This window comes from Mycolicibacterium boenickei (assembly GCF_010731295.1).
Taxonomy (GTDB): domain Bacteria; phylum Actinomycetota; class Actinomycetes; order Mycobacteriales; family Mycobacteriaceae; genus Mycobacterium; species Mycobacterium boenickei.
The window spans coordinates 4,508,827-4,535,068 of sequence record NZ_AP022579.1 but is presented as its reverse complement, the minus strand read 5'-3'; the positions used below and the strand labels follow the sequence as shown (position 1 = coordinate 4,535,068).

Sequence of the window (26,242 nt, the reverse complement as noted above, 5' to 3'; positions counted from 1 at the left end):
TGATGGTAGGCAAATCGATCGCGCTGTTCGTACTGGCGGCGGTGCTGGAGATCGGCGGGGCCTGGCTGGTGTGGCAGGGCGTGCGCGAACACCGCGGCTGGATGTGGATGGGCGCCGGGGTGATCGCGCTCGGTGCCTACGGGTTCGTCGCCGCGTTCCAGCCCGACGCCCATTTCGGCCGCGTCCTGGCCGCCTACGGCGGGGTGTTCATCGCCGGATCCTTGTTGTGGGGCATGGCCGCCGACGGTTTCCGCCCCGACCGCTGGGACGTCACCGGCGCGCTGGTGGCTCTCGCCGGCGTCGGGCTGATCATGTACGCCCCGCGCTGATCCCTCAGCCCAGGTGGGCGCTGTCGTCGTCGAGGTTGTCGCGATTCAGGCCCATCGGTGTGGCGGCCGGAACGTCACCGGCGGCCACCACCAGCCGGGTGATCGGCGTCAGCACCCGGAACAGGGTGGTGATCTCGTCGTCGGTCAGCTCATCCAGCGCACCGAGAGCCAGGGCATCGGTCCGGTCCTCGATCGCCTGCTTGATGTCGCGCCCGGTGTCGGTGAGTTCGCCCTGGGCGTCGAGCCAGCCGCGCGACCGCAGTTGCTCGACGTAGCGCGCCCACTGCTCGTCGTCGTAATCGCGGCTGCGCATGATCATCTCGCGCGGAACCCGGCCTGCCGCCGCGTGCAGCACATTGCTCTGCCTGCCGCTGATCCCCTCGGCGACCAGCACCGCGATGTGGGCGTCGCCGCGTTGCTCGCGCAACAGGGTGACCGCGTGCCAGAGCTTGGCGATCGGGTCCTCCGGCCACGGCAGGGCGCGGTTGGCGGCGTAGAGCGGTCGGCCGTCCAGCGGAGCGGTGCGTGCGGCTTTCGCGGTCAACTCGGCCGCCAGTCGGGTGGCCTCCGAGTCGGCGACGCCGGACCGGCGCAGCGCCGCAACCGCCGAATCCGATCGGACCTGCAAAAGGGTTGCCGGACTTGCCTGGTCCCAGACCGCGGGGAGCGCCTTGGCGACCCGCTCAGTGGTGAAGTTGTAGAAGGCCGCGGCGACGACTTCGGCAGGCACGATGCCCAGCGGCGCTGATCGGGCAGCGAAGTAGCCCATCCAGAATCCCCGGTAGCCGAGCGCGTCGAGGGCTGCGCGCGGCTCGGGGGCGAAGTAGGTGACCCCGTGAATCGGCTCGAGCCGGTCGAAGAAACGACGTGCCAATGCCGGAGAGCGACCCATACCGCTAGTTAAGCATCGAGCCCGTCGCCGTTGGTCACCGCGGTGGCGGCCTCGTCGATGATGGCGCGCATCGCGCGTTCGGCGGCGTTCTCGTCCCGCAGCCGGATGGCCCGGGCCACCTCGTCGTGCAACTCGATGGCCGCGGGGTTGGGCGTGTGGGGCATCAGGCCGTGCTGGGTGCGCCCGGCCAGCACCTCGGCCACCACGTCGTTGAGGGCACGGAACATCTCGTTGCCGCTGGCCTCCAGGAGGGTCTGGTGGAAGACCTTGTCCGCCAAGAGGTATGCGTCGAGGTTGCCGGAGCGGCCGTGCACCACCATGTCCGAGACCGCGGCGGCCAGGATGCGGCACTGGTCCGGGTTGGCCCGCTGTGCGGCGAGTGCCGCGGCGGCCGGTTCGAAACCTCGCCGTAGCTCCGACAGTGACGCGAGCAGGGCGGCGCGGTCGCCGGACTGAAGGCGCCAGCGAATCAGTCTGGGGTCGAACACATTCCATTTGCGCGAGGGTTGGACCGTGATGCCGACCCGGCGTCGGGATTCCACCATGCCCATCGACTCCAGCACTCGGATCACCTCGCGCGCGACGCTGCGGGATACCTCGTGTTCGGCGCTGAGCCGGTCGAGGGTCAGCACCTGGTCGGTCGCCAGCTCGCCGGACACGATTCCGGTGCCGAGCGAGGTCAGCAGGCTGTCATGCAGCGCGCCGACATTTGAAGGCGAGGACACGGTTACATCCTGTCATATTGCCCAACTTGTGAGTAAAAAACAGATGTAATCGTGATGGTATTGCAAACGTATGATTTTTGAGCCATGATGTGTGACGGCAGACACACATTATGAGGCGGATGTATGGGTTCACCAGTCGTGGTCATGGGCGTATCGGGTTCGGGAAAGTCGACCATCGGCGCCGCGCTGGCGCAGCGGATGCGGGTACCGTTCGCCGACGCCGATGACTTCCACCCCGCCGCCAACATCGCCAAGATGTCCGCGGGCCACGCCCTCGACGACGCGGATCGGTATCCGTGGCTCGAATCGATCGGGGAGTGGCTCGCCAAACACCACGACGGCGGCGTGATGAGCTGCTCGGCACTCAAACACAAGTACCGCGACCAATTGCGTCGGCACTGCCCCGAGGTGGTGTTCCTGTATCTGAGCGGTTCGCCCGAGGTGATTCGCCGACGTCAAGCCAGCCGGCCGGGGCATTTCATGCCGGCCGCCCTGCTGGATTCTCAGTTCGCGACGCTGGAGCCGCTCGGCCCCGACGAGGCCGGTGTCGCCATCGACGTGGATCAGAGCATCGACGCCATCATCGACGAATACATGGCCGAATCCGACAATGCGACAACAGAACAGGAGAACCGATGACCTCGGCGCTCACTCATCTCGCGGCCGGTACCGAGCTGGTCGAACCGGTCGCGGGCGGAGCACAGTTGGTTCTGGCCGCACTGGCCGGCATCGCCCTGATCGTCGTGCTCATCACGATCGTCAAACTGCATCCGTTCCTGGCCCTGATCTTCGGCGCGCTGACCGTGGGGATGGCTGCGGGGGAGAACATCAGCGACGTACTCGCCTCGTTCTCCAGCGGCTTCGGTTCGACCGCGGCCAGCGTCGGAATATTGATCGCCCTGGGTGCGATGTTCGCCAAGCTGTTGGCCGACTCCGGGGGAGCGGACGAGATCGTGGACACCATCGTCGGGCACGCGTCCCCGCGAGCACTGCCGTGGGCAATGGCATTGGTGGGCGCGATCATCGGCCTGCCGATGTTCTTCGAGATCGGCCTGGTGCTGCTGATGCCGGTGATCTACCTGGTGGCCCGCCGTTCGCAACTGTCCTTGATCACGGTCGGCATCCCTGCGCTGGCGGGCCTGTCGGCCATGCACGGATTCGTCCCACCACATCCCGGACCTGTCGCCGCCATCTCACTGCTCAACGCCGACCTGGGTGTCACGCTGGCACTGGGTGTGCTGGTGGCTATCCCGACGATCGTGGTGGCGGGCCCGTTGTTCGGCAAGTTGGCCGGCCGGTGGGTCGTCCTCGAGGTGCCGGACCGGTTCGACGCGGCGGACCCCACGGGCGGGAACTCGAACGGCAGTGGCAGCGCCGGCACGACGGGAACGGCGACCGCTACGAAGACGCGACCGACGTTCGGCCTCACCATGTTCAGCGTGCTGCTGCCGGTGGCATTGATGATGGGTAAGGCCCTGGTCGACATCTTCGTCGACGACAAGTCGCACCTGCTGCGTCAGACGTTCGACATTCTCGGCCAGCCGTTGATGGCGTTGCTGATCGCGGTGGTGGTCGGCATGTTCACCCTCGGTGGCGGCGCGAAGATGACTCGCGACCAGATCGTGAAATGCATCGAGTCTTCGCTTCCTCCGGTGGCCGGGATCATCCTGATCGTCGCGGCCGGTGGCGGGTTCAAACAGGTCCTGGTCGACACCGGGATCGGTACCCTGCTCGCCGAATGGGCCAAGGGCGCCAATCTGTCCGTGGTACTGCTGGCGTGGGTGCTGGCCGTACTGATCCGGTTGGCGACGGGATCGGCCACGGTGGCCACGATCACCGCGTCGTCGCTGATGCTCGGCCTGGTCGAGGGGATGAGCACCGGCGAGGTCTCCCTGGTGGTGCTCGCCGTCGGCGCCGGCTCGTTGTTCTTCTCACACGTCAACGACGCCGGATTCTGGCTGGTGAAGGAGTATTTCGGGATGACCGTCGGCCAGACCATCAAATCGTGGTCACTGATGGAGACGGCGCTGTCGGTGGCCGGTCTGGTCTTCGTCCTGCTGTTGGGGCTGGTGATCTGAGCGGGTAACCGAGCCCCGGCGTGCGGTGCCCGATCGAACGGGCACCGCACGCAACGGGTTTCAGCCCCGGACCACCTGGGTGCCGCCGGCGAGTTCGTCGTGCTTGCCCTGCTTGGTCGGGCTGGAACTGATGGTCACCGCGATCACGATCATCGCGATGATGCCCAGGAAGCCGCCCACGAACGGGATGATCGGCAGCAGCGTGAACGCGTTGCGGATCGCTGATTCCTTGGCCGTCGGCTTGGGTGTGTTGCCGGCGCCGTGCACCGCCAGGCCGAGCAGCTTCTTGCCCGGTGTCGCACCCGTCGCCACCTCGAGGCCGACGAAGTACACGAACATCAGCAATCCGCTGAACAGACCGGTGACCCAGTAATTCGACAGCGAATCGGTGATGAACGACAGGAAGAACGCCACGATCCCGACGAGGATCCCGTCGATCACCCGGGCAAGCCAACGCCGGCCCAAGCCGCCAGGGGTTTGGGTGCCGTAGGGCGGGGGATAACCACCCGGCACCTGCCCTCCGTAGGGCGGCGGATAGCCGCCCGGTTGTCCGTACTGCCCGAATTCCGGTTGATAGTCACCCGTGCTCATGCCACAACGCTACCGATCGCGGCGCTGGTCGAGTTGAGTTCGTGCGAGATCGGCCAGCGCAGCGGAGCGTTCGCGGGCCGCCTCTGCCAGCTCTGGAGCGCGCTCGCGAGCCACGAGCGCCAGTTCACCGGCGCGGGCACGAGCGGCGTCGGCGACCTCGGGCCCGTGTTCACGCGCGAGTTGGGCCAGTTCGGTGGCCAATTCACTGGCCCGCTCGACGGCAGCGTCGGCCAGTTCGCGGCCGCGCTCGGCCCCGACCACCAGGCCATGCCCGATCTTCTCGGCGATCGCGCTGTCGGCGAGCGCGTCACCGCTCGCCGAGGCGCCGGGAACGGCGGCCGCGATACTGGCCGAGACCTGCTGCGCGGCACGGCGTCCGCGCCAGGCCAGCGACGGTTTGCCCGCGGTGTCGGCGGCCGCGATGATCAGGCCGCCCAGCAGACTCACGTCGGTGAAGAACTCACGGCGCTGCGCCGCGGCGCGTTCCGGGTCGGAGTCCTTCAGGAAGGCCTGTGAGCCAATGCTTCTCGGCACCATCGTCACGGCCAGTGCCGCCGCGGTCAGCCTGGGCGCGCGACCGAGCGCCAGGAGCAGCCCACCTGCCACCTGGACCGCCGCGTTGACGCGTGCCACCGCCTCGGCATTGTTCGGAACCCCTGACCCCACCGGACCGGGGAGGGCACTGAGCGCGCCGAGTGTTCGGCGGGTGGTCTCGGTGGAGGTGCTCGGGTCGCGCAGGGTATCGACGCCTCGGGCGATGAAGGTCGCAGACAACATGGGACGGGCGATTCGTCTGATCAACATGGGCTAGGAGTTCCCGTAGCCCAGCGCGGCAAACCTCCGTGGTCAGGTCACCGGCGCCCGGCCAGCAGTACTTCGCTGAGGTGCGTGGTGGTCTGTACTCCGTCGTCGTATCCGCCCTGGTCGCCCAGCGCGTTCATGATCGCCAACGTGTAGCGCTGCTCGGGTCCGGCGAAGCCGACGCTGTTGACCACCCAGCCGCCCTGCTCGAGTGACCAGCCGTCCTTGTTGCCGGGGTTCATCGCCGGTCCTGCGCCCCAGACGCCCCACTGCTGATTGGTGTCCACGTGCTGCAGTGCATCCACGATGCCGGCCGTCTCGGCAGGGGCGAGGCCGGTGAGGGTGTAGTTGATCAATCGGTCCAGATCCTCGGGCGTGGCCTTCTGGAAGCCCCAGTACGGGTAGATCCGGCTGAACCCACGCTGCGGTTGCAGCCCGGTCAGCCCAAAGGCCGGGAAATCGGCGTTGAACGCCTGGTGGTCGGCACCGCTGTACCGGGACCACAGGGTGTCGGCGGCGTCATCGTCCGACGAGTGCAGCATGGCCGCCATCAGCGCCCGGTCGGAGTCGGTCAGCGTCACGGTGCCTGCGCGTTGTCTGGTCAGCAGGTCGACCACCATGCCCAGTTTGATCGTCGACGCCGTCCACACCTGTTCGCCCGCGTGCGCATTTCGGTAGACGGCGCCCGTGGTGCGATCACGCAGGACGTAACCGACCGTGCCCGGTCGGGACATCAGGTAGGCGTCGGCGGCGGCGATGCGTTCGGCGAAGTCGCAATCCGTTCCGGCCGTGCAGGCCGCACGTGCCGACGGGACGGTGACGCCGCAGGTGACGACGAGTGCACAAACACAGAACAGGAGGCGGCGCATGGGAGTAGCTTCGCAGGCGTGCGTCGCATTGTCGGCATCGACGGTGGGCGATGAACTACGACTGGGAAGAGCTGGGCGGGGGTGTATGGCGCACCCGCCTTCCGTTTTTGGATGTCACGGTCGGGCTCGTCGGCGGCGGCGAGCAGGCTCTGCTGGTCGATTCCGGCACCACACTGGCCGAGGCCCGCGGTATCGAGTCCGACGTGGCGACCCTGACCGGACAACGCGTCGGACATATCGTCCTGACCCACAACCACTTTGACCATGTGCTGGGTTGCTCATGGTTCGAGGACGCGCAAATCCTCTGCGCGCCAGAGGTTGCGGACACCTTGGCGTCCGGTCGCGCGCACCTGCGCGCGGACGCGATCGGACACGGTGCCGATGTCGACGAAATCGATGAGGCGATCGCGGCGATGCCGGTGTCCACGCACCAGTTGTCCGATGGGGATCTCGATCTCGGCGGCCGGACGGTGCACATCTGCCGTCCCGGCCGAGGGCACACGAGCCACGACCTGATCGTCACGGTGCCGGACAAACACCCGGTGGTGTTCTGCGGTGATCTCGTCGAACAGTCTGGTGACCCGGTCATCGACGCGGATTCAGATCTCGAGGCGTGGCCGGCCACCCTGGAGGCGGTGCTGGCCGAGGGCGGGCGGGACGGAGTGTTCGTGCCCGGCCACGGCGCGGTGGTCGACGCCCACTTCATCCGGCTGCAGCAGCGTTGGCTGAGCGCCCGGCGCCCTTCCTGATCCCCGCCGCCAGATTTAGTTAGCCCATATGCGACGATTCGCCGATGACCGAGGTTGACGCCCATTTCGTGCAGTCCGAGCAGGACCGATTCCAGCCGACCCGCTTTGCGCAGAGCCACTGGGGTGAGGACCACCTGAACGGCCCCGCGCTGGTCGGGCTGGCAGCACGAGCGCTTGAGTCGGCCTTCGGATTGCCCGAGTTTCTGCCGGCCCGGCTGACGGTTGACCTGTTCAAGGCCGCGCGCGGGCTTCCTACTACGACGAAGGTGGCGCTGGTCCGGGACGGGCGGCGGGTCCGCAACTCCGAATGCGAGCTGGTACAGGACGGCGTGACCGTGGCGCGGGCGACGTTGGTGCAGTACCGGTTGAGCGCACCCCCGCGCGGTGAGGAGTGGACGGCGCCGGTCCGGTTCGAACCACCCACCGCGCTCGACGGGGACCGGACGACGTATATGGGCAGTGACGAGGGCGGTTGGAGTCGCGCCATCGCCGAGCATCAGAATGCGTCCCGCAAGCGGTTCATGAACCGCACCATCACCGTGGTGCAGGGGCAACCGAACTCGCCGTTCGTGCGGGCGGCGATGGCCGCGGAGGGCACCAGCCTGGTGACGAACCTGGGCACCGCCGGCGTCGGCTACATCAACGGTGACCTGACGGTCGCCCTGTCGCGGTTGCCCGGTGACGAGTGGATCGGCGTCCAGGCGGACTCGCACTGGGCCGCCGAGGGGGTGGCGGTAGGCGCATCGACGCTGTTCGACAGTGCCGGGGCGTTCGGCACCGGCCTCGTCACGGCCATCAGCAACCCAGCGGCGCAGATCGATTTCTCCCACGACCCGTTTCCGGAGCGCACCGCACCGAGGTGATCGGCCGACCGTCGAGGTTTCCCGGCGGGCACCCGCGGCAATTCAGCAGGCATGGCGGAGCTGGACGACGGGTTCGAACGTGCGCTGTTGCAGGAGCTCCTGTCGGCGTACGGTCCCTGCGGCCAGGAGGACGAGGTTCGCGATATCTGTCGACGGGAACTCGAACCGTTCGTCGACGAACTCTCGAGCGATGCGGCCGGCAACCTGGTCGGCCTGATCCGAGGGCAGCAGGCCGCGACCACCCGGGTGCTGGCCCACATGGATGAACTGTCCATGCTCGTCAAACGGGTCGAGCCCGACGGCACGCTGCGCCTCGCCCCGCTGGGCACGATGTACCCGGCGAACTTCGGTCTGGGGCCCGTGGCGATTCTGGGTGATGACGAAACCCTCTGCGGGGTCCTCGCATTGGGTTCCGAGCACACCACCCGAGAGACCACCCACGTCTGGCAGACCAAGCCGGACCAAGGCGACAGGGCGCTTGACTGGCCTGACGTCTACGTGTTCACCGGCTCGGAGCCCGAGCAGTTGTCGAAGGCGGGCATCGGGCCCGGTACTCGGGTGTGCATCGACCGCAGTAAGCGTCAGCTCATCGAAGTCGGCGACTACGTCGGCTGCTATTTCATGGACGACCGCGCCGCGCTGCTGGCCTTGATACTGCTGGCGCGAAGGCTGCGCGACACCGGTCGGCGCCCGGCCGGCGACCTGTACCTGGTGTTCACGACGAACGAGGAGATCGGTGGCGTGGGCGCAGCCCACGCCTGCCGGACGCTGCCGGGGGACCTCACCCTCGCGGTGGAGGTGGGACCGACGGAGGCCGAGTACGACACCACGGTCACCGGCGGGCCGATCGTCGCCTACGGCGACGCGCAATGCGTGTATGACAAGGCTGTCGCCGATCGGTTGTGCGAAATCGCCCGCTCTCTCGGTCATTCACCGCAGGCCGCGGTCCTGGGGGCGTTCGAGTCCGACGCGTCGCACACCAAAGCCTCCGGGTTGTCGCCCCAGGCTGGGTTGCTGTGTCTCCCGACGCTCAGCACCCACGGCTACGAAGTGATTTCGCGGCGCGCCATCACGGCGGTGACCGACATCTTGGCGGAGTTCGTGGCCCGTTTCTGATCGGCGGGATTTGATCCCTTGTTTCGGCAGCGGGATCGGCGGATAGTTTCGCCGCCCCCGCGGGATCAGTCGGCGGTGGAATTGAACCTGCTTCCCGGAGGTCTCCCGTGACACGACAGATCGTGCTCAATGCGTTCGACATGAACTGCGTGGCTCACATCGTGGCCGGTACCTGGCGGCACCCGGACTCGCAGGCGGCCCGTTACAAGGACATCGACTACTGGCTGGACCTGGCCAGGTTGCTCGAGCGCGGCCTGTTCGACGGCCTGTTCATCGCCGATGTGCTCGGCATCTACGACGTGTACGGCGGCGGCCCGGCGGCCGCGTTGCGTGCCGGCGCCCAGGTGCCGGTGAACGATCCGCTGCTGGTGGTACCCGCAATGGCCACTGTGACAAGCAATCTGGGTTTCGGCATCACCGCCGCCACATCCTTCGAGCATCCCTACTCGTTCGCCCGCCGGATGTCCACATTGGACCACCTGACCAAGGGGCGGGTCGGCTGGAACATCGTCACCGGGTATCTGGAAAGTGCCGCGCGGAACCACGGCCTGGACACCATCACTCCACATGCCGATCGATACGACATCGCCGACGAGTACACGGAGGTGTTGTACAAGCTGTGGGAAGGATCTTGGGAAGACGACGCGGTCGGCGCCGCGCCGGGCCGGGCGGCCTATGCAGATCCGGCCAAGGTGCATCCGATCGGCCATGACGGCAAGCACTTCCGGGTCCCCGGTATTCACCTGTGCGAGCCCTCCCTGCAGCGGACCCCTGTGCTCTACCAGGCCGGTGCATCGAATCGTGGCCGGCAGTTCGGAGCGGAGAACGCCGAGGTGGTGTTCATCGGCGCACCTACCAAGGAGCTTCTGCGCGAGGCGGTGGCCGATATCCGCGGGCGGGCTGCGGCCGCCGGCCGTGATCCGTACGACGTCAAGATCGTGAACGGGCACGTGGTGGTGACCGGCGAGACGGAACAGGCCGCGCAGGCGCGCTACGACGAATTCCGGCGTTACACCGATCCGGAAGGGACGTTGGCCCTGTGGTCGGGGTGGCTCGGTACCGACCTGTCACGGTTCGACCTCGACGATCCGGTGGCGGTCACCGACAACGAGTTCCTGAAGTCCTCGGTGGAGACGTTCGGGCAAGGCCAGTGGACGCTGCGTGACTTCATCGACTCGAAATCGATCGACGCCGAGGGCGGCTTCACCGTCGGGTCGCCCACCAAGGTGGCCGACGAGCTGCAGGAGTGGTTCGAGGAGACCGATGTCGACGGTTTCAACCTGACCAACGTGATCACGCCCGGCTCGTTCGTCGATTTCATCGACCACGTGGTGCCGGAGTTGCAGCGACGAGGGCTGTACAAGACGGAGTATCAGGAAGGCACGTTGCGCAACAAGCTGTTCGGACGTGGCTCGCGGCTACCCGAATCGCACCGCGCGGCGGGCTACCGCGACCTGGCCCGATCTCTGGTCGGCTGAAGCCCAGGCATCAAGGGCGAAACACCACCCAGCGCATGGCGCTGTACATGAAGAGCGCCTCGCAGCCACCGGCGACGATGCGGGCCAGGTGGTACTCGACACCCAACGCCGCCAGCCCGCTGGATACGCCGAGGATGAACGCCAGGTAGTTGATCACCACCGCCACCACATACACCGTGAGCTGCGGGCCGACGGCCGCGTGCGAGCGGAAGTTGAGTGTCCGGTTCAGGTAGTACGCCAGGCCGAAGGCGCCGGCGTATCCGACGCTGACCGCGACTGGCAGGGGTATCCGGAGCACGCCGTGGAGGGCGGTCAGGATCGCCAGATCGACGCCGAAGGTGAACGTGTTGATCACCACGAAGCCGAGGAAAGTCGGGGCCACAACAGAATCGAGCGGCGCCGGTAGGCGCCGGACCACCTGGACGCAGATCCGGTGAAACCGATCGGCCCTCGACACCCGGACGGGTTCGCTCCGCACCTGGCCACCGTGCCATCGGAAGGTGTCAGGACCGTGAGCGCTGAGCGAACTTCATTCGATGCCTAATCCGAGATCTCGACGCCCTCGTAGCTGGTCAGCATCTCGGTGTTGGGCAACGCCATCTGCAGGTAGACGTCGATGTGCCGGATCTTGTCGTCGGCGGTGAACTCGTAGACCGAGATGGAGTTGACCACCGACTCGAAATCGCCCATTTTCGTGCGCTCCTCGAGCTCCAGGAACACCACTCCGGCGACCTCGCTGACCCGCTTGAACAACCCGTCCCACTCCGAGGCGGTGGCCCAGTTGGTCAGGAAGTCGGTGTACTGCCCCCAGTTCATCACCTCCTTGAAGTTGCCGACCCGTTCGAAGTCGTCGACCGCGACCAAGTCGGCCAGCGGCGCCCAGCCTTCCACCCGGAACCCAGGTTGCTTGGCGGCGTCCACGAGTTGTTTGGTGGTGGCCGCGTACTGCACCGCCGCGCGGCTGCGGCCGGTGTAGTCGTCGACGACCTCACTGACGTGCTTCAACGAAAAATCCTCTGCTGTAGCGGGGTTCGAGCCCGGACCGGTCAGGAGTTGACGCCGGCGGATTCCAGGTATTTGTCGACGACGGAGTGGAAGTGCGCGATCACGACTTCTTCCTTGACCAGCGCCATGTGCTTCAGCGCGGTGTTGCGCAACCCGATCTGCTGACGCGGCATTTGTTCGTAATCCTGTTGCAGCGCTTCGAAATACTTGTAGCTGCCGGCCTCGTCCACGACGATCGGTTCCGCGGTGAAGGCGGCCTTGGCTTCGTCCGGCAACCACATGTAGCTGGCGACGTGCCAGATGCACCGGTTGGGGTCTCCGTCGGGGTGGGGCAGGGACATGATGATGTGCGCTTCGCCGGCGCGGATCGTCATGAAGAAGTTCGGGAACAACACCCAGCCGTGGTTGTCGCTCATCTGTGCGTCGGTCAGACCGCTGACGTCAAGTCCCATGGCCGTCAAGGTGTCTCGTGTCGCCTGCTGCAGCAGCGTGCGGGCGGTGACGCCGTCGGGGAAATTGAGTGAGCCGTCGTCGCCACGGTGTTCGGCGACGAGTTCGGAGAAGCGGGGGATAACCGCGACGGTGGACGGGAAGGTCTCGGGCAGGTCCATGATTCCGTCGACCTGATGTTCGGGCGTGGCGCCGACGACATCGAACGGCGCCATCGACACGCTGTGCTGCTCGAAGAACCGGTAGCGGCTCGTGGCGGGATCGATGTTGATCACCCGCAACAACTGGGGATGGATCCCATCGATGTGGTAGCCCTCCTGGAAGGCGTCGAGGACGACCTTCCAGTTGCAGTCGATCGCCTCGGTCACGTCCATCACGGTGACCATCTCGTCGAGGTGGTACGGCGCGAGCATGGTCGCGACCTCCGCGCCGATGAAGTCGGCCAATGGCGCCGCATCCGGATCGGGATTGAGGAAGACGAAACCGGCGAACGTGTCGACCGCGACCTCGAGCAACCCGTGCGTGTCCTTGTCGATCGGCCCGGCCAGAGCCTCGCGGAGCATGCCCTTGAGGCGCCCGTCCAGGTCGTAGGACCACAGGTGGTACTGACACAGGAAGCCGCGCTTGGCGTTTCCCCGGGCTTCGCGGCACAGCACGTTGCCGCGGTGCCGGCAGGCATTGACAAATGCGCGAAGCCTCTCGTCCTTGCCGCGCACGATGATGTAGGACTGGTCGAAGATCTGGTACTGCTTCCAATCGCCGGCCTTGGTCAGCTCATCGACCCGACCGACCACCTGCCAGACTTTCTTCCAGATCGAATCGCGTTCCTGGGCAACGAATTCCGGAGCGACGTAGCGCCGGGTCGGAATCTCCATCCGGTACGCGTCGGGAGCGATGTCGTCCAGGGCGGTGGCGTTCTCGACCCAATCTCCGGGGCGTGCTGTCGGCACGGGGCGGCCTCCTCGATCGAAATGTGGGCGGTGAGGTGTCTGTTGTGACTGCGATCACTACTATACATAGCCGTATCTCCCATACAACAGTGAATATGGGTGCGATGAGACGCGCAGAAAGGCCACGTCAACACGAGCGCGCAGACCTTTGACAGGATGGATCCATGGCCGAACGCTGGACCAAGCAACGCCGCTTGGAGCACACCCGCAACGTCCTGCTGGACGCCGCCGAGGAGGTGTTCGCCCGCAAGGGGTTCGACGGAGCCGCGCTCGAAGACATCGCCGAGGTCGGCGGCTACACGCGCGGTGCCATCTACTCCCATTTCGGGAGCAAGGCCGAGTTGTTCCTCGCGGTGGTCGAACGGCAACGCGAGCAGTTCCTCGGGGGATTCGCCGACGTCATCGCCACGTTTCACTCGCTCGAGGACCTCGACGCCGACGAGCTCGGTGACCGCTGGCGGGACCTGGTCGCCGCCGAAGGTCCCGACCGCGCCGTCCTGGGATCCGAGTACACGCTGTTCCTGCTGCGCAATCCCGACGCTCGTGAGCGGGTGGCCGCCCAGCGAGAGGAGACGGTGCGCGCCCTGGCCGACTACATCTCCAAAGGCGCTGCCCGGCTCGGCGGCCATGTGAGCATCCCGGCGGTGGACCTGGCCCGGGTGATTCTGGCCGCCAACGACGGCGTCACTCTGAACAGTTTGCTCGACGACCAGGCGGTCTACCGGCCGTTCCTCAGGATGGTTCTGGCCAATATCGTTGTCCCCAAGGGGAACAACTTGTGACGAAGTCCGGACATCCCGCGCGCACCGGCGCGCTGATGGCCATGGCCTCGATGTTGTGCGTGCAGATCGGCCTGGCCGTGGCCGTCGGCCTGATCGACCAGGTCGGCGCCGAGGGCGCGGCGTGGCTACGGCTGGCGTGGGCAGGCGTCCTGATGTTGCTGATCGTGCGGCCCCGTCCATCGGCCTTCACCAGGTCCGCATTCTGGACCTGTGTCGCACTCGGCATCGTCACGGCCGGCGTCACGATGCTCTTCATGGCGGCACTGTCTCGGATCCCGCTCGGCACGGCCAGCGCGCTGGAGTTCCTCGGCCCGCTCGGGGTTGCGGTCGCACACGGGAAGGGGCGCAACCGGATTCTGTGGCCCGGACTGGCGGCCGCCGGTGTCGTCCTGCTCACCGAGCCGTGGACGGGCGACGTCGACCTCATCGGTGTGCTCTACGCGCTGAGCGCGGCGCTGTGCTGGGCCTGCTACATCCTGCTGACCCAACGGGTCGGAGACGAGGTCGCCGGGATCAAAGGACTCGGGGTGTCCATGCCTGTCGCCGGGCTGGTCGGCACCGCAGTCGTCGGGCCGTCGGTGTTTCCACAGTTGACCCCGCAGCTCCTGCTGATCGGTGTGGGTTTGGCGATCCTGCTGCCGGTGGTGCCGTTCGCCCTGGAGATGTCGGCGTTGCGGTACCTGAGCACCGCGGCGTTCGGCACGCTGATGGCGCTCGAGCCGGCGTTCGCGATGCTCGTCGGCCTGGTCCTGCTGCACCAGATTCCGGCCCCGGCAGCCGTTGTCGGCATCTGCCTCGTGGTGGCTGCCGGGATCGGCGCGGCGCGAACCGGAGCGCGTGCCGCGCCGGTCCCTGCCGAGATCGGCTGAACTGGCTACGCTGGCGCCAATGGGACGTGGAATCTTCAATTCCCCGATCAGCCGCTGGTTCAACGCGGCCGCCGTGGGCCTCACCCGAGTTCCGGTACTCGGTCGATGGATCGGTCACGGTGTGGTGGTCATCCGCTACACCGGCCGCCGGTCGGGCCGCACGTTCGAGACCCCGGTCTCTGTGGCGCGCGACGGCAACCAGGTGACCATCCACGTGATGACACCGGACAGCAAGAACTGGTGGCGCAACTTCCTGGGCGAGGGCGGTCAGCTCACCTTGCTGAACCTGGACGGCAGCGACCTTACGGGGCATGCCGTTGCCCACCGTGACGGCCAGGGCAAAGTGGCCGTCACGGTGCAACTCGAGGCACCCTGACGTCAGACGTCGATGCGCTTGCGCCGGTACAGCGTTCCGGCCATGAGCAACAACAGGCTCACCACCAGGATCGCCGTGGCCAGCACGTTGATCTGCGGAGGCACGGCGGCCTTGACGGCAGCGTTGACATACAACGGATAGGTGACCGTGGAGCCGCTGACGAAATAGGTGATGATGAAGTCGTCGAGGGACAACGCGAACGACAGCATCGCGGCGGCAACGATGCCCGGGACGATCAGTGGCAGAGTCACTTTGAAGAATGTCCGGGTCGGGCTGGCGCCCAGATCCATCGACGCATCCTCAAGGGTCCAGTCGAACCCGCGGACCCGGGCCCGCACCGTCATCGCGATGAAGCTGACCTGGAAAGCGATGTGGGCGAGCACGATCGTGGTGTAGCCGGTGGCCCAGCCCAGATCCAGGAACAGCGTCAGCAGCGAGGCTCCCATGACCACCTCCGGGGCGGTCAGCGGCAGCACGAGAAACGTGTCGACGGCTTTCTGGCCGCGGAACCGCTGACGTACCAAGGCGATCGCCACCAACGTGCCCAGCACCAGGGCAACGGCGGTCGATACCGCCGCCACGTTGAGGCTCAACTTCAACGCCTCGGTGAGCGCCGGGTACTTGAACGGGTTCGCCCAGTTGTCGAGGGTGAATCCCTGCCAGGTGTAGTTGAACTTGCCTGCCGGCTTGTTGAACGAGAACAGCACGATCACGAAGATCGGCAGGAACAGGTACAGCAACACGAGCCCGGCGACGAGGCGGAGCACCAGGTCGCCCCACCTCGGAGAACCCTTGACGGACTTGGGTACCGGCTGGTCCAGCGCCTCGGTCATGGCCTGAGTGGTCAAACCAGATCCTCCGTCCCCAACGCGCGGGTGTAGAGCAGCACACCCACGAGGATGATGGCCATCAGCACCATGCTCAGAGCGGCAGCGGCGGGATAGTCCTTGACCACCAGGAACTGCTTCTGGATCACGTTGCCGATCATGCTGGTCTGCGTGCTGCCCAGATAGTCGGCGTTGATGAAGTCACCGACCGCCGGGATGAACACCAGCATGCTGCCGGCCAACACGCCCGGCATCGACAGCGGCAGAATCACTTTGGTGAAGCTGCGCCGGTTGGACGAATACAGGTCCTTGGACGCCTCGATCAGACGCGGATCGATCTTCTCCAGGCTCACGTACAGCGGCAGGATCATGAAGATGATCCAGTTGTAAACCAGGCCGCCGATCACCGCCCAGCTCGTCGACAGCAGCCGTCCCTCGCTCGGCAGCAGGCCGATCGAGCCGAGTGCACTGACCACGACACCGTCATCAGCCAGGATCGTTTTCCAGGCGATGGTGCGGATCAGGAAGGTCACGAAGAACGGCAGGATGACCAATCCGAGGATGAGGTTCTTGTACCGACCCGCTTTGAACGCGATCACATATGCCAGGGGAAATGCCAGCATGGCGCACACCACGGTCGCCACCAGTGCGTAGCCGAAGGACCGGAGTATCTGATCCTGGTACACGCTGAATGCGTGCGCGTAATTGCCGAAGTTCCAATCGAACTCCAGCGTCGGCAAGTACACCGAGCCGCCCGATGTCGACAACGACGTGCGCGCCAGGGAGAAGAACGGCACCACGAAGAAGATCCCGAGGTACACCAATGCCGGCAGGATCATCAGGTACGGAGCGACCTTGCTCCGCTGCCGGCTGCTGGTGGCCACACCCGCCATCGGCGTCAGCCTCCGGTCACTGCGGCGTAGAGAGTGTTGAACTCCTGGGTCTTCTCATCGGACAGCGCCGGCCATGACTTGAGCTTCGCGAGCATGTCGGCTGGCGGGTTGATCAACGGGTTGCTCGCGATCTTGGGATCGATCTTGGCGAGCTCATCGGTCATGTCCGACAACACCGGCACGAACTGGGTGAACGCGATGAGCTTGGCGTAGTTCGCCCGGTCGTAGACGTAGTCGATCCAGGCCTCGGCGGCCTTCTGGTTCTGTGTGGTGTACGGGATCACCATGGTGTCGATGAACCAGTCGCCACCGGACTCGGGAACGATGAACTTCAGGTCCGGATTGTCCGCCTGCAGCTGCACCACGTCACCCGAATATGCCTGGGCGACAGCGATGTTGCCGGCCGCGAGATCGTCGGCGTAGTCGTTGCCGGTGAAGCGGCGGATTTGGCCCTTGTCCTTCTGTTCACGGATGAAATCGACGGCCTTCGTGATCGATTCGGTGGTCGGGTCCTCGACGGAGTTGCCCTGCCACTGCATGATCATGCCGAGCCCGTCCTGGACATCGGACAACAGGCTGACCCGGCCCTTGAAGGCGGGATCCCAGAGATCGTCGATCTTGGTGATGTCGCGTCCGGTGGCGGCGCGGTTGTATGCCAGACCGACCATGCCGGTCATGTACGGAGCGGTGTACTTGCGCCCGGGATCGGCCTTCGAGTTGAGCAGGTCGTCGCGCAGGTTCTTCTTGTTGGGGACGCGCGAATCACGGATCTCGTTGAGCCAGTTGAGGCCGGCGAGCCGCACCGCCATGAATTCGGTGGGCACGACGAGGTCGGCGCCGATGTCCTGCTTGCGCGACAACGGTTCCTTCGCCTTGGCGAACCACTGCTCGTTGTCGTTGAAGTCTTCCTTGTAGTCCACCGTCAGACCGGATTTGGTCTGGAATCCCGCGACGAACCCGTCCGCCATGTACAGCGGCCAGTTCGAGATACGGACGGTGCCGGTGGCCGGCGAGCCGTCGTCGGGGGCAGCCGAGGTGGTTGGGGCACTGGACTTCTCACCTGAGCTACAGGCGGCCAGGACCGAGGGGCCCAATGCCAGTGCGGCGGCAGCAGCGGCGCCGCCACCCAGGAATCGGCGGCGCGACGTGCGGTTCGCAGTCAGCCGGGCGAGCAGTCGGGGATCGAGGTTGTCGGGCATGGGCGACCTTTCGGGGAATTCGGGCGCTTCCGTTACTGGGGGCGGATCGAGACTGTCTTAGGGGTTGTCGTCGTCGAGCATCTCTTCGAGGTCCTCGGCGGTGGGAATGTCCGCGGCCGGAAGTACCCGCGAAGCCTCCGGTGACCAGCTGACGTGCACCGCGTCGCCCGGACGCAGCAGCGGCAGGTCCTGCTCGGGCCCGACATGGGCGATGATCGTCGAATCATCCGGTGCGGCAAGGGAAAGCCGTAGCACCGGGCCCTGGAACGTCAGGTCCTTGACGGTGGCGGGCACCGTCGCGATGTCTCCCGACGGCTGGTCGAGCGAGACACGTACCCGCTCGGGCCGGATCATCAGGGTGGCATGTCCACCCGGTTCGATCGTGGTGTCACCCGGCTTGGCCTTGAGCGTGGTGCCGAGCACGTCGACCTCGACGAAATCTCGATTTGTCCGCCCGGTCTGCCGGCCCGGCCACAGATTGGCCTGACCGATGAAGCTCGCGACGAACACCGTTGCCGGGCGGTCGTAGATCTCGGTGGGGCTGCCGATCTGCTCGACATTGCCGTTGTTCATCACCGCGATCCGGTCGCTCATGGTGAGCGCCTCTTCCTGATCGTGGGTGACATAGATGAACGTGATGCCGACCTCGCGTTGGATGCGCTTCAGCTCGAACTGCATCGCGTGGCGCAGTTTGAGGTCGAGCGCGCCGAGCGGCTCGTCGAGCAGGAGCGCGCTGGGGTAGTTGACCAACGCACGGGCCAGTGCCACTCGCTGCTGCTGGCCGCCCGAGAGCTGGCCGGGCTTGCGCTTGGCGAAGTCGGTGAGCCGCACGATCTCCAGCAGCTCGTCGACACTCCGTTTGATCTCCGTCTTGTCCTTCTTCTGGCTGCGCGGCCCGTAGGCGACGTTGTCCCACACCGTCATGTGTGGAAACAGCGCATAGTGCTGGAAGACGGTGTTGACGTTGCGCTTGTGCGGCGGCACGCGCGAGACGTCGACACCCTCGAGGCGGATCGCGCCTTCGGTGGGGCTTTCGAAGCCGGCGATCATGCGCAGCGTGGTGGTCTTCCCGCAGCCCGAGGGGCCGAGCATCGAGAAGAACTCTCCCGATGCGATGGAGAAGTCCGCGTCGGCCACGGCCACGTAGTCGGCGAACCGCTTCGTGACGTGGTCGATCTCGATGACGGGCTCGCCACCGCGTGGTGTGCCGTCGTGTCCCGTCGATTTGTCGACGGCGGTGATATCTGGGCCGGTCAGCGGTCTCCTCCTCCGGTGCAGCCTGGAAGCTGTCGGTAAACAATCGCGGATTCCGGCCACCTTCGCAAGCGATTCCGCAATGAATTAACAATTTTTCAATGGAATCCTTTGTTTGAACCGGCTTGACAGCGCGATTCCATAGCCTGGCGGGCGAACGGCCACGGCGGGGTGTGGTCGGTCCATGGTCCGGCGGGCAGCGACTGGCTGGGCCCAAGTTTCGCAGCTCAGCGGGTGGTCACGGCGGGAAACCGGCGACTGGAGGAATCAGCCCCACTCATGATTCATCGCGCGGGACTCCGACATGGTGTGCACGGACTCACCGTGGCGGTCCGGTGCGCGGGACACTGCGATCAGGGCCATCGCCAGGGCGGCGGTGACCGCACCGGCGACGAAGATCGTCACGAAGCTGCCTTCCGACGGCACCATGCGATGCCCGAGCAACACGGCGACGACGGCCGCGGCCACGGAGCTGCCGATTGTTCGCGCGATCGCGTTCATGCTCGTGGCGATGCCCGTCTCGCTGGTGTCCACCTCACTGACGACCAGTGCGGGCAGCGCGCCATAGCCCAGGCTGATGTAGGCGTTGGCCAGCACACCGGCCAGCACGACCTGCCACGGGCGGTCATGCGCCGCGGCGAGCATGACGAATCCGGCGATACCGGCGACGGCGGCGACCACCAGGACCCTGCGGGCGCCGTAGCGGTCGATGTACCGGCCGCTGACGAGCGCCACCAGAAAGCCGGTGAGCGCACCGGGGAGCAGGAAGTAGACACTGGCCTGCAGCACGGTCGCGCCGAATCCGTAACCGGCGGCCTGACGCGACATCTGGACGAACTGTGTGAGGCCGAGGAAGGCGAAGTACAGCCCCATGCCGACCAGGATCGTGGCCAGGTTGGTCAGCAGGATGGGCCGCCGGGCCAGCATCGTGGTCGAGACCAGGGGATCGGCGGCCCGTCGCTCCCACCACCACCAGCCGATCAGGACGCCGACTCCGCCGACCAGAAAGCCGATCGTCCCCGGGTGGGTCCAACCCCATGAGTTGCCCTGCGTGATCGCCAGCAGCACCGCAGACAGGCCGATCGCCAGGCCCGCGGCCCCCAGCCAGTCGATCGCGCCGCCGGCGTCGGGCCTGCGGTTCGGTACGACCATCACCGCCACCACGATGACGATGGCGGTGAACGCGGTGGTCAGCCAGAAGACGCGGTGATACCCGGCGTCGCCCGACATCAGGAGTCCGGTGACGACGAGGCCGACGCCGCCCCCGAAGCCCAACGTTCCGGACAGCACCGACATCGCGCCGACCAGGCGGTCTTCGGCGAGTTCTTCGCGCAGGATCGCGATGCTGATGGGGTAGAGCGCGTACGAGGCGCCCTGCAGGACGCGCGCCGCCACCAGCAGCGGCACCGATGCGGTGACTGCGGCCAGCACCGAACCCGCGAGCACCACCAGCAGCACACCCAGCAGGACACGTTTCTTGCTGTACAGATCGGCCAGCCTGCCGATCAACGGCGTCGACGCGGCGGCCGCAAGCAGGTTGGCGGTGACGGCCCAGCTGACGGCCACCGAGGAAGTGTTCAGCTGGTGAGCGATGATGCCCAGGATCGGCACCACCGCGGTCTGCAGGATTGCGACGGTGAGAGCCACCAGGCTCAGGCCCGCGATCAGGACGCCGGGGCGACGTGGCATACCGGGCACGGCAGGGGAGGCGGACCGGTCGGTTTCGGTCCTGGCCACGTCCCGCTCCGATCCATAGACAGTCTTTGTGTTTCTCGATTATGGCCATGGTGTGGCACATGCCCGCACACCGGGTGCGTGGTCGAATAGACGAATGGCCTTCGGAGTCGGCGCGCTCAATGCGTCCACGTTCAGCGGGCGTCGCCCGACCGGCTCCGGCGATCTGACCGTGGAGACGCACGGGATCGCACCGCTGGCGGCCGATCAGAGGTACGGACATCCCGCCCGGTTGTTCACGGTGTGGTTCGCACCGCAGGTGAACATGACCGGCGTCTTCACCGGGACATTGGCCATCACCCTCGGCCTGGGTTTCTGGCTGGGCCTGCTGGCCATGGTCATCGGCACCGTGTTGGGCTCGGCCGTGGTCGCCTATCTGTCGACCTGGGGGCCGCGCACCGGAGCGGGACAGCTTCCCAACGCGCGCATGGCATTCGGTGGTCTGGTCGTGGTTCCCGGCATCCTGCAGTGGGGATCGTCGATCGCCTGGGACGCGCTCGTCGGGTTGTTCGGTGGCGAGGCGCTCGCGGCACTGCTGGGTATCCCGTTCTGGAGCGCGGTGTTGATCGTGCTGGCGGTACAGGGTGTCGTCGGATTCTTCGGCTACGAGCTGATCCACCGCCTGCAGGCGGTGTTGACGGTCATCCTCCTGATCACGTTCGCGGTCTTCACCGTCAAGCTCGTAGCCGGCCACGACATCGTGGTGGTGCCGTCGGTAACCGGAGCCGATCTGGCCGGCGCCTTCGTTTTCGAGATCACCATCGCCCTGAGCCTGGCGATCTCGTGGGCCAGTTACGCCGCCGACTTCAGCCGCTATCTCCCGAGCGACTCGTCGCGGCGGCAGGTGTTCGGGTATTCGTTCGCCGGGATCGTGTTGGGTTACGTGTTCGTTCAGGGCATCGGTATCGCGGCGGCATCGGTCATCGGTGACCACACCGCCGACGGTGTTCACACCGTCATGGGCGGGGGCGTCCTCGGCGGACTGGCCTTGCTGGTGATCGCGCTCGCGGCGATCGGATCAGGGGTGATGAACGACTACAGCGGTTCCCTGGCATTGCAGACCATCGGTGTGCGGGTGCGCCGGCCGGTGTCGGCGATCATCGTGACAGCGCTGGCATTCGGCCTGATCCTGTGGCTGCACGCCGCGGACACCGCGACCCGTTTCACCGATGTCCTGCTGCTGGTCAGCTACTGGATTCCGGCGTTTGTCGCAGTGGTCGTGGTCGACTGGGCGATCCGTATCCGCGGACGCGCCAGCATCGATCCGAGTGCCGAGGTCACCCGGCGCGGTGACGCGGTGGCGGCGCTGATCACCTTCCTGGTGGCCTACGTCATCGCCGTGCCGTTCATGAACACCACCCTGATCCAGGGCGCGGTCGCCACCGAGTGGCACGGAGCCGACATCGCCTACTTCGTCAATTTTGTTGTGGCTCTTGCGCTTTACGGTGGTTACCGATTTCTGACCCGGCGGGCCGCTCGACCGTAGCGGTCAGCCCAGCGCCGCCAGCACCCGCTCGGTGAAGGCCGACGTGGACGCGGTGCCACCGATGTCGGCCGTCCCCACACCGGCATCGAGGGTCCGCCGGATCGCGTCCTCGATCCGGTCCGCCGCGACGCCGAGCGCCGGTGCGCCAGCGCCACGGGCAGCCAGCCAGCGCAACAACATCGCAGTGGACAGGATCATCGCGACCGGGTTGGCGATGTCGCGTCCGGCAATGTCGGGTGCGGACCCGTGGGCTGCCTGCGCCATCGCGTGGGTGTGCGAGGTGTTGATCGACGGCGCCATCCCGAGCGAGCCGCTCAACTGGCCGGCCAGATCGGACAGGATGTCGCCGAACATGTTCTCGGCCACGATGACATCGAAATCCCGCGGATGGCTCACCAACCGCGCGGCCAGTGCGTCGATGTGCTCACCGTGTACTTCGACATCGGGGTAATCCTCGGCGACCGTCAGGCACACGTCGCGGAACAGGCCGGTGGTCTTGGCCAGCACATTGGTCTTGTGCGCGATGGTAACGGACCTGCGCCTGGTGGTCGCAAGCTGGAACGCCTCGTGGGCGATCCGCTCACAGGCACTCCGGGTGAACACGGCGACTGCCAGCGCCACATCGGGTGTGGGCATGAATTCGCCTGCGCCGTCGTACATGTTGCGGTCGGCGTAGAAACCTTCGGTGTTCTCCCTCACGATGACCACGTCGAGATCGGGGCATGCCGCGGCCACCGACGCACTCAAGGCGCGGGCGGGCCGGATGTTGGCGAACAGGTTGTAGCGCTTACGGATTGCTCCACCGGGCGACAGCATGCCCCGGAACTGCTGAGGGTATCCGGCATTGTCATGGGGCCCGAGGATCCATCCGGGAAGCCCGTCCAGGTCGGTCAGCGTCGGTTCGGGCAGCGGGGTGCCGAGCTCACCGATCGCCTCGAGACCGAACGGCAGTTCGCGCCACTGCACTTCGACCGAAACACTCGCCAAGGCCCGTTCAGCAACCCTGGTGGCCGAGTCCACGATCTCCGGCCCGATACCGTCGCCGAGGAGCACTCCCAGGGTCAGCATTTGCGTACTCCGCTCAGATCGGATGGGTGATGAACCGCTGCAACAACATTTCCGCGACCTCTTCCGGCTTCTCCTCCGGGAGCCAGTGTGAGGCCCCTCGGAGGGTTTCGAAGCGGTAGGGGCCGCTCACGTATTTCGCGGTGTCGTGCGCCGGTTTGGCGGTGATCGCGATGTCGCGGTCACTCCAGACGTACAGGGTCGGCACCGTGATCTTCTGAGCGGCACGCCCGCCCGAGCCGCTCATCGGCATGGCCCGGTACCAGTTCAGCGCCGCGGTGAGGGCCCCGGCCTCCGTCATGGCCCGAGCATCACGTTCGGCTGCCTCGGCCGGCAACCCGCTGCGGATCAGGGATTTGGCGATGGCCCTACCTTTGCCGTCGCGCCCGAGCATGAATCGTTCGGCCAGCCATGGCAGTTGGTTGACGTACATGTACCAGGACGCCAAACCCTGGCGGCTGGTGAGCATGGACCGCAGGAAGGCCCGCGGGTGCGGTACCGACAGCGCCGACAACGAGGCCAGCCGCTCGGGCGCGTGCTCGGCCAAGCCCCACGCCACCGCGGCTCCCCAGTCGTGGCCGACGAGATGCACCCGTTCGGCACCGCTGGCATCGATCAGCGCGAGGGTGTCCTTCGCCAACTCCGAGACGCGGTAGTCGCGACGGCGAGGCGGCCGCGCACCTGGGGAGTAACCGCGCTGGTTGGGCGCCAGGCACCGGTAACCCGCGGCCGTCAGCAGCGAGATGATCGGTTTCCAGCTGCTGTTCTGCTGCGGGAAGCCGTGCAACAGCACGACCACCGGGCCATCGGCGGGGCCGTCGTCGATGACATCGAAGACGAGATCCCCGCGGCGATACTGATCCATACGTTGCATCATGCCAAGGTTGGCGGCGGCGGCGGATCAGGCGTTGTCTTTCGAGGAGATGTTGTTGAGGAGGGTCTGTGCCTGACGGTCCACCATTCCGGTGATGCCTTGTTGCGACGCTCCGAACAGCAGCGAGTAGCCCACCACGTGGGCGTTGGTGGTGACGCTCACCCCATCCCCGCCTATGCCCGCCTTGACCATCAGCAGTCCGGCGACGGCAGTCAGCGCGCCGGTGGGCAACTTCAGCAACAGCGAGGCCATCGGCACCGCGTACGCGGTGGACGTTCCCTTCATCTTCCGGATGGCCACCGCACCGACCAGGCTCGCGCTCACCAGACCCAGCAGTTCCGCGATCGCGATGTCAGCGCGCGACAGCGAGCCGCCCGTGGTGACGAGACCGAAGGTGTCGGGTCGGGATGCGCCGACGATGCCGAAGCACACCGCCAGCAGCGCAAGGACTGCGGTAGCGCCCAACAGGATGTTGCGAAAGCTGCGCAGCCGCATGCTCTCGCTGTCGGATGCGGCGTGTACCGCCTTCACGCTGTGCGCCAGCGCTTCCCGGTCATGGTCACTCCACTTGGGATGGCCCATGAGTTCCCGGATCGTCGTGACCGACTCGTGGCTCTCACCGAGCAATTCCTTTCCTGTGGAGACGATCTCGGGCAACCGCGCCCGGACCACGCTGGGTGTCGCCAGCCTGATGACCGCCACGTCCACAGCGTGAATTCGAAGCCAGGCGGCTTCCACTGCGGCTCCGTTGAGCAGGCCCAGCAGACAGCGCGGTGCGTCGACGATCTCCGTCGCTTCCTTCAGCCGGCGCCGCGCGTCGTTGTACCGCGGGTCGTCCCGGCAGCCGGCCGGGAGCCCGTCGAGTTCGACCCGCAGATCGGCAAGCCGCCCGCGGGCCACCTCGCGCCACACCGAGGAGGGCAGCGGACGCAGCCTGTCCCGAAGTGTCGCGTGGCTGCGCTGATCACGGGCCGAGGTCGACTCGGCGCCGGCGAGGGCAAGTGCCGGGCGGTCGCCTGCCGCGGAGCGTGTCACTGTCCCCGCGGTCATTTTCGCACCACGTACGTCATCGTCATCACCGTCCGGCAGCTGAACTGAGGTCGAGCAACCCCAGCATCACCCTGTCGTCGGGTGAGGACACGAGTAGCGAGCTACCTCAATCTGCCACGGCATTTCAGGTAGCCCGCTACGCGCGACTCACGTCGGGACCTCACCGGACACTGACCCGGTCCGAACCACATCCGATCAGAAAGGCGGCGGCAGATGAAGAACTACACCGTGGCGCTCGGCGACACCTTGTTCGGGATAGCCCAGCGCGAGTACGGCGACGGCGGTCTCTACCCCGTGATCGCCGAGCAGAACCACCTCAGCAACCCGGGGCTGATCAACATCGGTCAGGAGCTGCTGATCCCGTACGTCACCTATCGGCACCTGTTCACCACCGACGACAGCACCGCCGCCCGACAACAGCTCACCCAGTCCTTCTACGGGACGCAGAGCCCGGCCATTCAGCTGGTCTGGGAAGTGGTCAACGGTGTGGCGCAACGCGAGATCCATCGGGGGACCTGGTTGCTGTTGCCGGACCTGACGAATGTCGGGCACCACACGGTGGTCGCGGGGGAGGGCTTCGCGGTGCTGGCCGGCCGGTGGTACGGCGACGATCAGCTCGCGATCGTCATCGCCAACGCGAACAACCTCGACCCGTTCACCGATCCGAATCCGGGCCAGGTGCTGATCGTCCCCGGCCTCAATCGGCGTCGGCAGGTCGCCGGTGACACGCTCGAGTCACTTTGTGTCGAGGAGTACGGCGATCATGATGTTGCGAAGCGAGCGGCCGTTGCCGGCGCGGCCAACTACATCGGCCATCCGCACAGTCTGTTCTCCGGTCAGGTGGTGTACTTCCCGTCGTGACGACGCCGGCGTTGGCGAGAGTGGTTGTTTGCCAGTCGATCCCGCTCGGCAGCCGGCGCGGGCGTCCGTGATCTTC

General features: G+C 66.2%; 28 protein-coding genes. 12 read left to right on the top strand and 16 right to left on the bottom strand.

Translation table 11 applies throughout. The features are described 5' to 3' along the window. The first annotated feature begins 2 nt into the window (after window positions 1–2). Window positions 3–329: a YnfA family protein gene (locus G6N57_RS21625; RefSeq protein ID WP_039320074.1), complete on the top strand. Its 327-nt coding sequence runs from the start codon at window positions 3–5 to the stop codon at window positions 327–329. A 4-nt stretch (window positions 330–333) separates the two neighbouring features. On the opposite strand, the gene G6N57_RS21620 is transcribed toward G6N57_RS21625, so the two are convergent. Continuing rightward, a complete protein-coding gene (locus G6N57_RS21620; RefSeq protein ID WP_077739441.1) occupies window positions 334–1,221 on the bottom strand; it encodes an SCO6745 family protein in 888 nt (295 codons plus the stop codon). An 8-nt stretch (window positions 1,222–1,229) separates the two neighbouring features. Continuing rightward, entirely contained in the window at window positions 1,230–1,946 is a 717-nt protein-coding gene (locus G6N57_RS21615; RefSeq protein ID WP_077739442.1) for a FadR/GntR family transcriptional regulator, read from the bottom strand. Window positions 1,947–2,069: 123 nt separating this feature from the next. Between G6N57_RS21615 and G6N57_RS21610 the strand changes: the two genes are divergently transcribed. Further along, window positions 2,070–2,585, top strand: coding sequence for a gluconokinase (locus tag G6N57_RS21610; protein WP_077739443.1), 516 nt, complete (start codon window positions 2,070–2,072; stop codon window positions 2,583–2,585). Then, on the top strand, window positions 2,582–4,024 hold the full coding sequence (locus tag G6N57_RS21605) for a GntT/GntP/DsdX family permease (protein WP_077739444.1): 1,443 nt from the start codon (window positions 2,582–2,584) through the stop codon (window positions 4,022–4,024). The genes G6N57_RS21610 and G6N57_RS21605 overlap by 4 nt, the downstream gene beginning before the upstream one ends. A 60-nt stretch (window positions 4,025–4,084) precedes the next feature. Here the strand turns inward: G6N57_RS21605 and G6N57_RS21600 are convergent, their stop codons facing one another. From G6N57_RS21600 to G6N57_RS21590, 3 genes are all read right to left on the bottom strand, one after another. Further along, complete coding sequence (locus G6N57_RS21600) at window positions 4,085–4,615, bottom strand: RDD family protein (protein ID WP_077739445.1); 531 nt, start codon at window positions 4,613–4,615, stop codon at window positions 4,085–4,087. Window positions 4,616–4,624: 9 nt separating this feature from the next. Further along, window positions 4,625–5,392, bottom strand: coding sequence for a DoxX family protein (locus G6N57_RS21595; RefSeq protein WP_097926159.1), 768 nt, complete (start codon window positions 5,390–5,392; stop codon window positions 4,625–4,627). A 74-nt stretch (window positions 5,393–5,466) separates the two neighbouring features. Then, on the bottom strand, window positions 5,467–6,285 hold the full coding sequence (locus G6N57_RS21590) for a serine hydrolase family protein (protein WP_234815726.1): 819 nt from the start codon (window positions 6,283–6,285) through the stop codon (window positions 5,467–5,469). A 50-nt stretch (window positions 6,286–6,335) separates the two neighbouring features. Between G6N57_RS21590 and G6N57_RS21585 the strand changes: the two genes are divergently transcribed. From G6N57_RS21585 to G6N57_RS21570, 4 genes are all read left to right on the top strand, one after another. Further along, entirely contained in the window at window positions 6,336–7,034 is a 699-nt protein-coding gene (locus tag G6N57_RS21585) for an MBL fold metallo-hydrolase (RefSeq protein ID WP_077739447.1), read from the top strand. Window positions 7,035–7,078: 44 nt separating this feature from the next. Then, window positions 7,079–7,897: an acyl-CoA thioesterase domain-containing protein gene (locus G6N57_RS21580; RefSeq protein ID WP_077739448.1), complete on the top strand. Its 819-nt coding sequence runs from the start codon at window positions 7,079–7,081 to the stop codon at window positions 7,895–7,897. Between the two features lie 51 nt (window positions 7,898–7,948). Continuing rightward, the gene (locus G6N57_RS21575; protein ID WP_077739449.1) at window positions 7,949–9,013 is read left to right on the top strand and encodes a M20/M25/M40 family metallo-hydrolase; all 1,065 of its coding nucleotides are present in this window, start codon (window positions 7,949–7,951) and stop codon (window positions 9,011–9,013) included. A 107-nt stretch (window positions 9,014–9,120) separates the two neighbouring features. Then, window positions 9,121–10,491: an LLM class flavin-dependent oxidoreductase gene (locus G6N57_RS21570; protein WP_077739450.1), complete on the top strand. Its 1,371-nt coding sequence runs from the start codon at window positions 9,121–9,123 to the stop codon at window positions 10,489–10,491. Window positions 10,492–10,501: 10 nt separating this feature from the next. Here the strand turns inward: G6N57_RS21570 and G6N57_RS21565 are convergent, their stop codons facing one another. The 3 genes from G6N57_RS21565 to G6N57_RS21555 all read right to left on the bottom strand — a co-directional run bounded on the left by G6N57_RS21565 (window position 10,502) and on the right by G6N57_RS21555 (window position 12,896). Beyond that, on the bottom strand, window positions 10,502–10,969 hold the full coding sequence (locus G6N57_RS21565) for a GtrA family protein (protein WP_234815727.1): 468 nt from the start codon (window positions 10,967–10,969) through the stop codon (window positions 10,502–10,504). Between the two features lie 62 nt (window positions 10,970–11,031). Further along, window positions 11,032–11,496, bottom strand: a complete 465-nt coding sequence (locus tag G6N57_RS21560) for a hypothetical protein (protein WP_174814503.1) — start codon at window positions 11,494–11,496, stop codon at window positions 11,032–11,034. 41 nt (window positions 11,497–11,537) lie between these two features. Then, window positions 11,538–12,896, bottom strand: a complete 1,359-nt coding sequence (locus tag G6N57_RS21555; protein WP_077739451.1) for an aromatic ring-hydroxylating oxygenase subunit alpha — start codon at window positions 12,894–12,896, stop codon at window positions 11,538–11,540. Between the two features lie 164 nt (window positions 12,897–13,060). Here G6N57_RS21555 and G6N57_RS21550 point away from each other — a divergent pair, with 164 nt between their 5' ends. The 3 genes from G6N57_RS21550 to G6N57_RS21540 are packed head-to-tail and all read left to right on the top strand — an operon-like array spanning window position 13,061 to window position 14,923. Then, window positions 13,061–13,678 (top strand): TetR/AcrR family transcriptional regulator, encoded by a 618-nt coding sequence (locus G6N57_RS21550; RefSeq protein ID WP_077739452.1) that lies wholly within the window; start codon window positions 13,061–13,063, stop codon window positions 13,676–13,678. A gap of 35 nt (window positions 13,679–13,713) precedes the next feature. Then, window positions 13,714–14,547, top strand: coding sequence for an EamA family transporter (locus G6N57_RS21545; RefSeq protein WP_077741751.1), 834 nt, complete (start codon window positions 13,714–13,716; stop codon window positions 14,545–14,547). Between the two features lie 19 nt (window positions 14,548–14,566). Then, on the top strand, window positions 14,567–14,923 hold the full coding sequence (locus G6N57_RS21540) for a PNPOx family protein (RefSeq protein ID WP_077739453.1): 357 nt from the start codon (window positions 14,567–14,569) through the stop codon (window positions 14,921–14,923). A 2-nt stretch (window positions 14,924–14,925) separates the two neighbouring features. On the opposite strand, the gene G6N57_RS21535 is transcribed toward G6N57_RS21540, so the two are convergent. The 5 genes from G6N57_RS21535 to G6N57_RS21515 form a co-directional block, all read right to left on the bottom strand. Beyond that, window positions 14,926–15,756, bottom strand: a complete 831-nt coding sequence (locus tag G6N57_RS21535; protein ID WP_407665989.1) for an ABC transporter permease — start codon at window positions 15,754–15,756, stop codon at window positions 14,926–14,928. Between the two features lie 11 nt (window positions 15,757–15,767). Continuing rightward, the gene (locus G6N57_RS21530) at window positions 15,768–16,643 is read right to left on the bottom strand and encodes an ABC transporter permease (RefSeq protein WP_077739455.1); all 876 of its coding nucleotides are present in this window, start codon (window positions 16,641–16,643) and stop codon (window positions 15,768–15,770) included. A gap of 5 nt (window positions 16,644–16,648) precedes the next feature. Then, window positions 16,649–17,842 (bottom strand): polyamine ABC transporter substrate-binding protein, encoded by a 1,194-nt coding sequence (locus tag G6N57_RS21525; protein WP_077739456.1) that lies wholly within the window; start codon window positions 17,840–17,842, stop codon window positions 16,649–16,651. Window positions 17,843–17,899: 57 nt separating this feature from the next. Continuing rightward, window positions 17,900–18,934: an ABC transporter ATP-binding protein gene (locus tag G6N57_RS21520; protein WP_322790685.1), complete on the bottom strand. Its 1,035-nt coding sequence runs from the start codon at window positions 18,932–18,934 to the stop codon at window positions 17,900–17,902. Between the two features lie 429 nt (window positions 18,935–19,363). Continuing rightward, complete coding sequence (locus G6N57_RS21515) at window positions 19,364–20,785, bottom strand: MFS transporter (RefSeq protein ID WP_077739457.1); 1,422 nt, start codon at window positions 20,783–20,785, stop codon at window positions 19,364–19,366. A 142-nt stretch (window positions 20,786–20,927) separates the two neighbouring features. Here G6N57_RS21515 and G6N57_RS21510 point away from each other — a divergent pair, with 142 nt between their 5' ends. Then, entirely contained in the window at window positions 20,928–22,316 is a 1,389-nt protein-coding gene (locus tag G6N57_RS21510) for a purine-cytosine permease family protein (protein WP_077739458.1), read from the top strand. A 3-nt stretch (window positions 22,317–22,319) separates the two neighbouring features. Here G6N57_RS21510 and G6N57_RS21505 read toward each other — a convergent pair whose 3' ends face one another. The 3 genes from G6N57_RS21505 to G6N57_RS21495 are packed head-to-tail and all read right to left on the bottom strand — an operon-like array spanning window position 22,320 to window position 25,305. Beyond that, window positions 22,320–23,384 carry an isocitrate/isopropylmalate dehydrogenase family protein gene (locus tag G6N57_RS21505; protein WP_077739459.1) on the bottom strand — a complete coding sequence of 355 codons (1,065 nt, stop codon included), beginning with the start codon at window positions 23,382–23,384 and terminating at the stop codon, window positions 22,320–22,322. 13 nt (window positions 23,385–23,397) lie between these two features. Then, window positions 23,398–24,246, bottom strand: a complete 849-nt coding sequence (locus G6N57_RS21500) for an alpha/beta fold hydrolase (RefSeq protein WP_077739460.1) — start codon at window positions 24,244–24,246, stop codon at window positions 23,398–23,400. A 36-nt stretch (window positions 24,247–24,282) separates the two neighbouring features. Continuing rightward, window positions 24,283–25,305 carry a hypothetical protein gene (locus G6N57_RS21495; protein ID WP_133118338.1) on the bottom strand — a complete coding sequence of 341 codons (1,023 nt, stop codon included), beginning with the start codon at window positions 25,303–25,305 and terminating at the stop codon, window positions 24,283–24,285. 213 nt (window positions 25,306–25,518) lie between these two features. Between G6N57_RS21495 and G6N57_RS21490 the strand changes: the two genes are divergently transcribed. Further along, the gene (locus tag G6N57_RS21490; RefSeq protein WP_077739462.1) at window positions 25,519–26,166 is read left to right on the top strand and encodes a LysM peptidoglycan-binding domain-containing protein; all 648 of its coding nucleotides are present in this window, start codon (window positions 25,519–25,521) and stop codon (window positions 26,164–26,166) included. Window positions 26,167–26,242 lie beyond the last annotated feature (76 nt).

Bases quoted from the DNA above. Each gene is read 5' to 3' on its own strand.
- G6N57_RS21625 (WP_039320074.1), top strand. From the start codon at position 3: ATGGTAGGCAAATCGATCGCGCTGTTCGTACTGGCGGCGGTGCTGGAG.
- G6N57_RS21620 (WP_077739441.1), bottom strand. From the start codon at position 1,221: ATGGGTCGCTCTCCGGCATTGGCACGTCGTTTCTTCGACCGGCTCGAG.
- G6N57_RS21610 (WP_077739443.1), top strand. From the start codon at position 2,070: ATGGGTTCACCAGTCGTGGTCATGGGCGTATCGGGTTCGGGAAAGTCG.
- G6N57_RS21605 (WP_077739444.1), top strand. From the start codon at position 2,582: ATGACCTCGGCGCTCACTCATCTCGCGGCCGGTACCGAGCTGGTCGAA.
- G6N57_RS21600 (WP_077739445.1), bottom strand. From the start codon at position 4,615: ATGAGCACGGGTGACTATCAACCGGAATTCGGGCAGTACGGACAACCG.
- G6N57_RS21595 (WP_097926159.1), bottom strand. From the start codon at position 5,392: ATGTTGTCTGCGACCTTCATCGCCCGAGGCGTCGATACCCTGCGCGAC.
- G6N57_RS21590 (WP_234815726.1), bottom strand. From the start codon at position 6,285: ATGCGCCGCCTCCTGTTCTGTGTTTGTGCACTCGTCGTCACCTGCGGC.
- G6N57_RS21585 (WP_077739447.1), top strand. From the start codon at position 6,336: ATGAACTACGACTGGGAAGAGCTGGGCGGGGGTGTATGGCGCACCCGC.
- G6N57_RS21580 (WP_077739448.1), top strand. From the start codon at position 7,079: ATGACCGAGGTTGACGCCCATTTCGTGCAGTCCGAGCAGGACCGATTC.
- G6N57_RS21575 (WP_077739449.1), top strand. From the start codon at position 7,949: ATGGCGGAGCTGGACGACGGGTTCGAACGTGCGCTGTTGCAGGAGCTC.
- G6N57_RS21550 (WP_077739452.1), top strand. From the start codon at position 13,061: ATGGCCGAACGCTGGACCAAGCAACGCCGCTTGGAGCACACCCGCAAC.
- G6N57_RS21545 (WP_077741751.1), top strand. From the start codon at position 13,714: ATGGCCATGGCCTCGATGTTGTGCGTGCAGATCGGCCTGGCCGTGGCC.
- G6N57_RS21540 (WP_077739453.1), top strand. From the start codon at position 14,567: ATGGGACGTGGAATCTTCAATTCCCCGATCAGCCGCTGGTTCAACGCG.
- G6N57_RS21535 (WP_407665989.1), bottom strand. From the start codon at position 15,756: ATGACCGAGGCGCTGGACCAGCCGGTACCCAAGTCCGTCAAGGGTTCT.
- G6N57_RS21530 (WP_077739455.1), bottom strand. From the start codon at position 16,643: ATGGCGGGTGTGGCCACCAGCAGCCGGCAGCGGAGCAAGGTCGCTCCG.
- G6N57_RS21525 (WP_077739456.1), bottom strand. From the start codon at position 17,842: ATGCCCGACAACCTCGATCCCCGACTGCTCGCCCGGCTGACTGCGAAC.
- G6N57_RS21520 (WP_322790685.1), bottom strand. From the start codon at position 18,934: ATGCTCGGCCCCTCGGGCTGCGGGAAGACCACCACGCTGCGCATGATC.
- G6N57_RS21515 (WP_077739457.1), bottom strand. From the start codon at position 20,785: ATGCCACGTCGCCCCGGCGTCCTGATCGCGGGCCTGAGCCTGGTGGCT.
- G6N57_RS21510 (WP_077739458.1), top strand. From the start codon at position 20,928: ATGGCCTTCGGAGTCGGCGCGCTCAATGCGTCCACGTTCAGCGGGCGT.
- G6N57_RS21505 (WP_077739459.1), bottom strand. From the start codon at position 23,384: ATGCTGACCCTGGGAGTGCTCCTCGGCGACGGTATCGGGCCGGAGATC.
- G6N57_RS21500 (WP_077739460.1), bottom strand. From the start codon at position 24,246: ATGGATCAGTATCGCCGCGGGGATCTCGTCTTCGATGTCATCGACGAC.
- G6N57_RS21495 (WP_133118338.1), bottom strand. From the start codon at position 25,305: ATGACCGCGGGGACAGTGACACGCTCCGCGGCAGGCGACCGCCCGGCA.
- G6N57_RS21490 (WP_077739462.1), top strand. From the start codon at position 25,519: ATGAAGAACTACACCGTGGCGCTCGGCGACACCTTGTTCGGGATAGCC.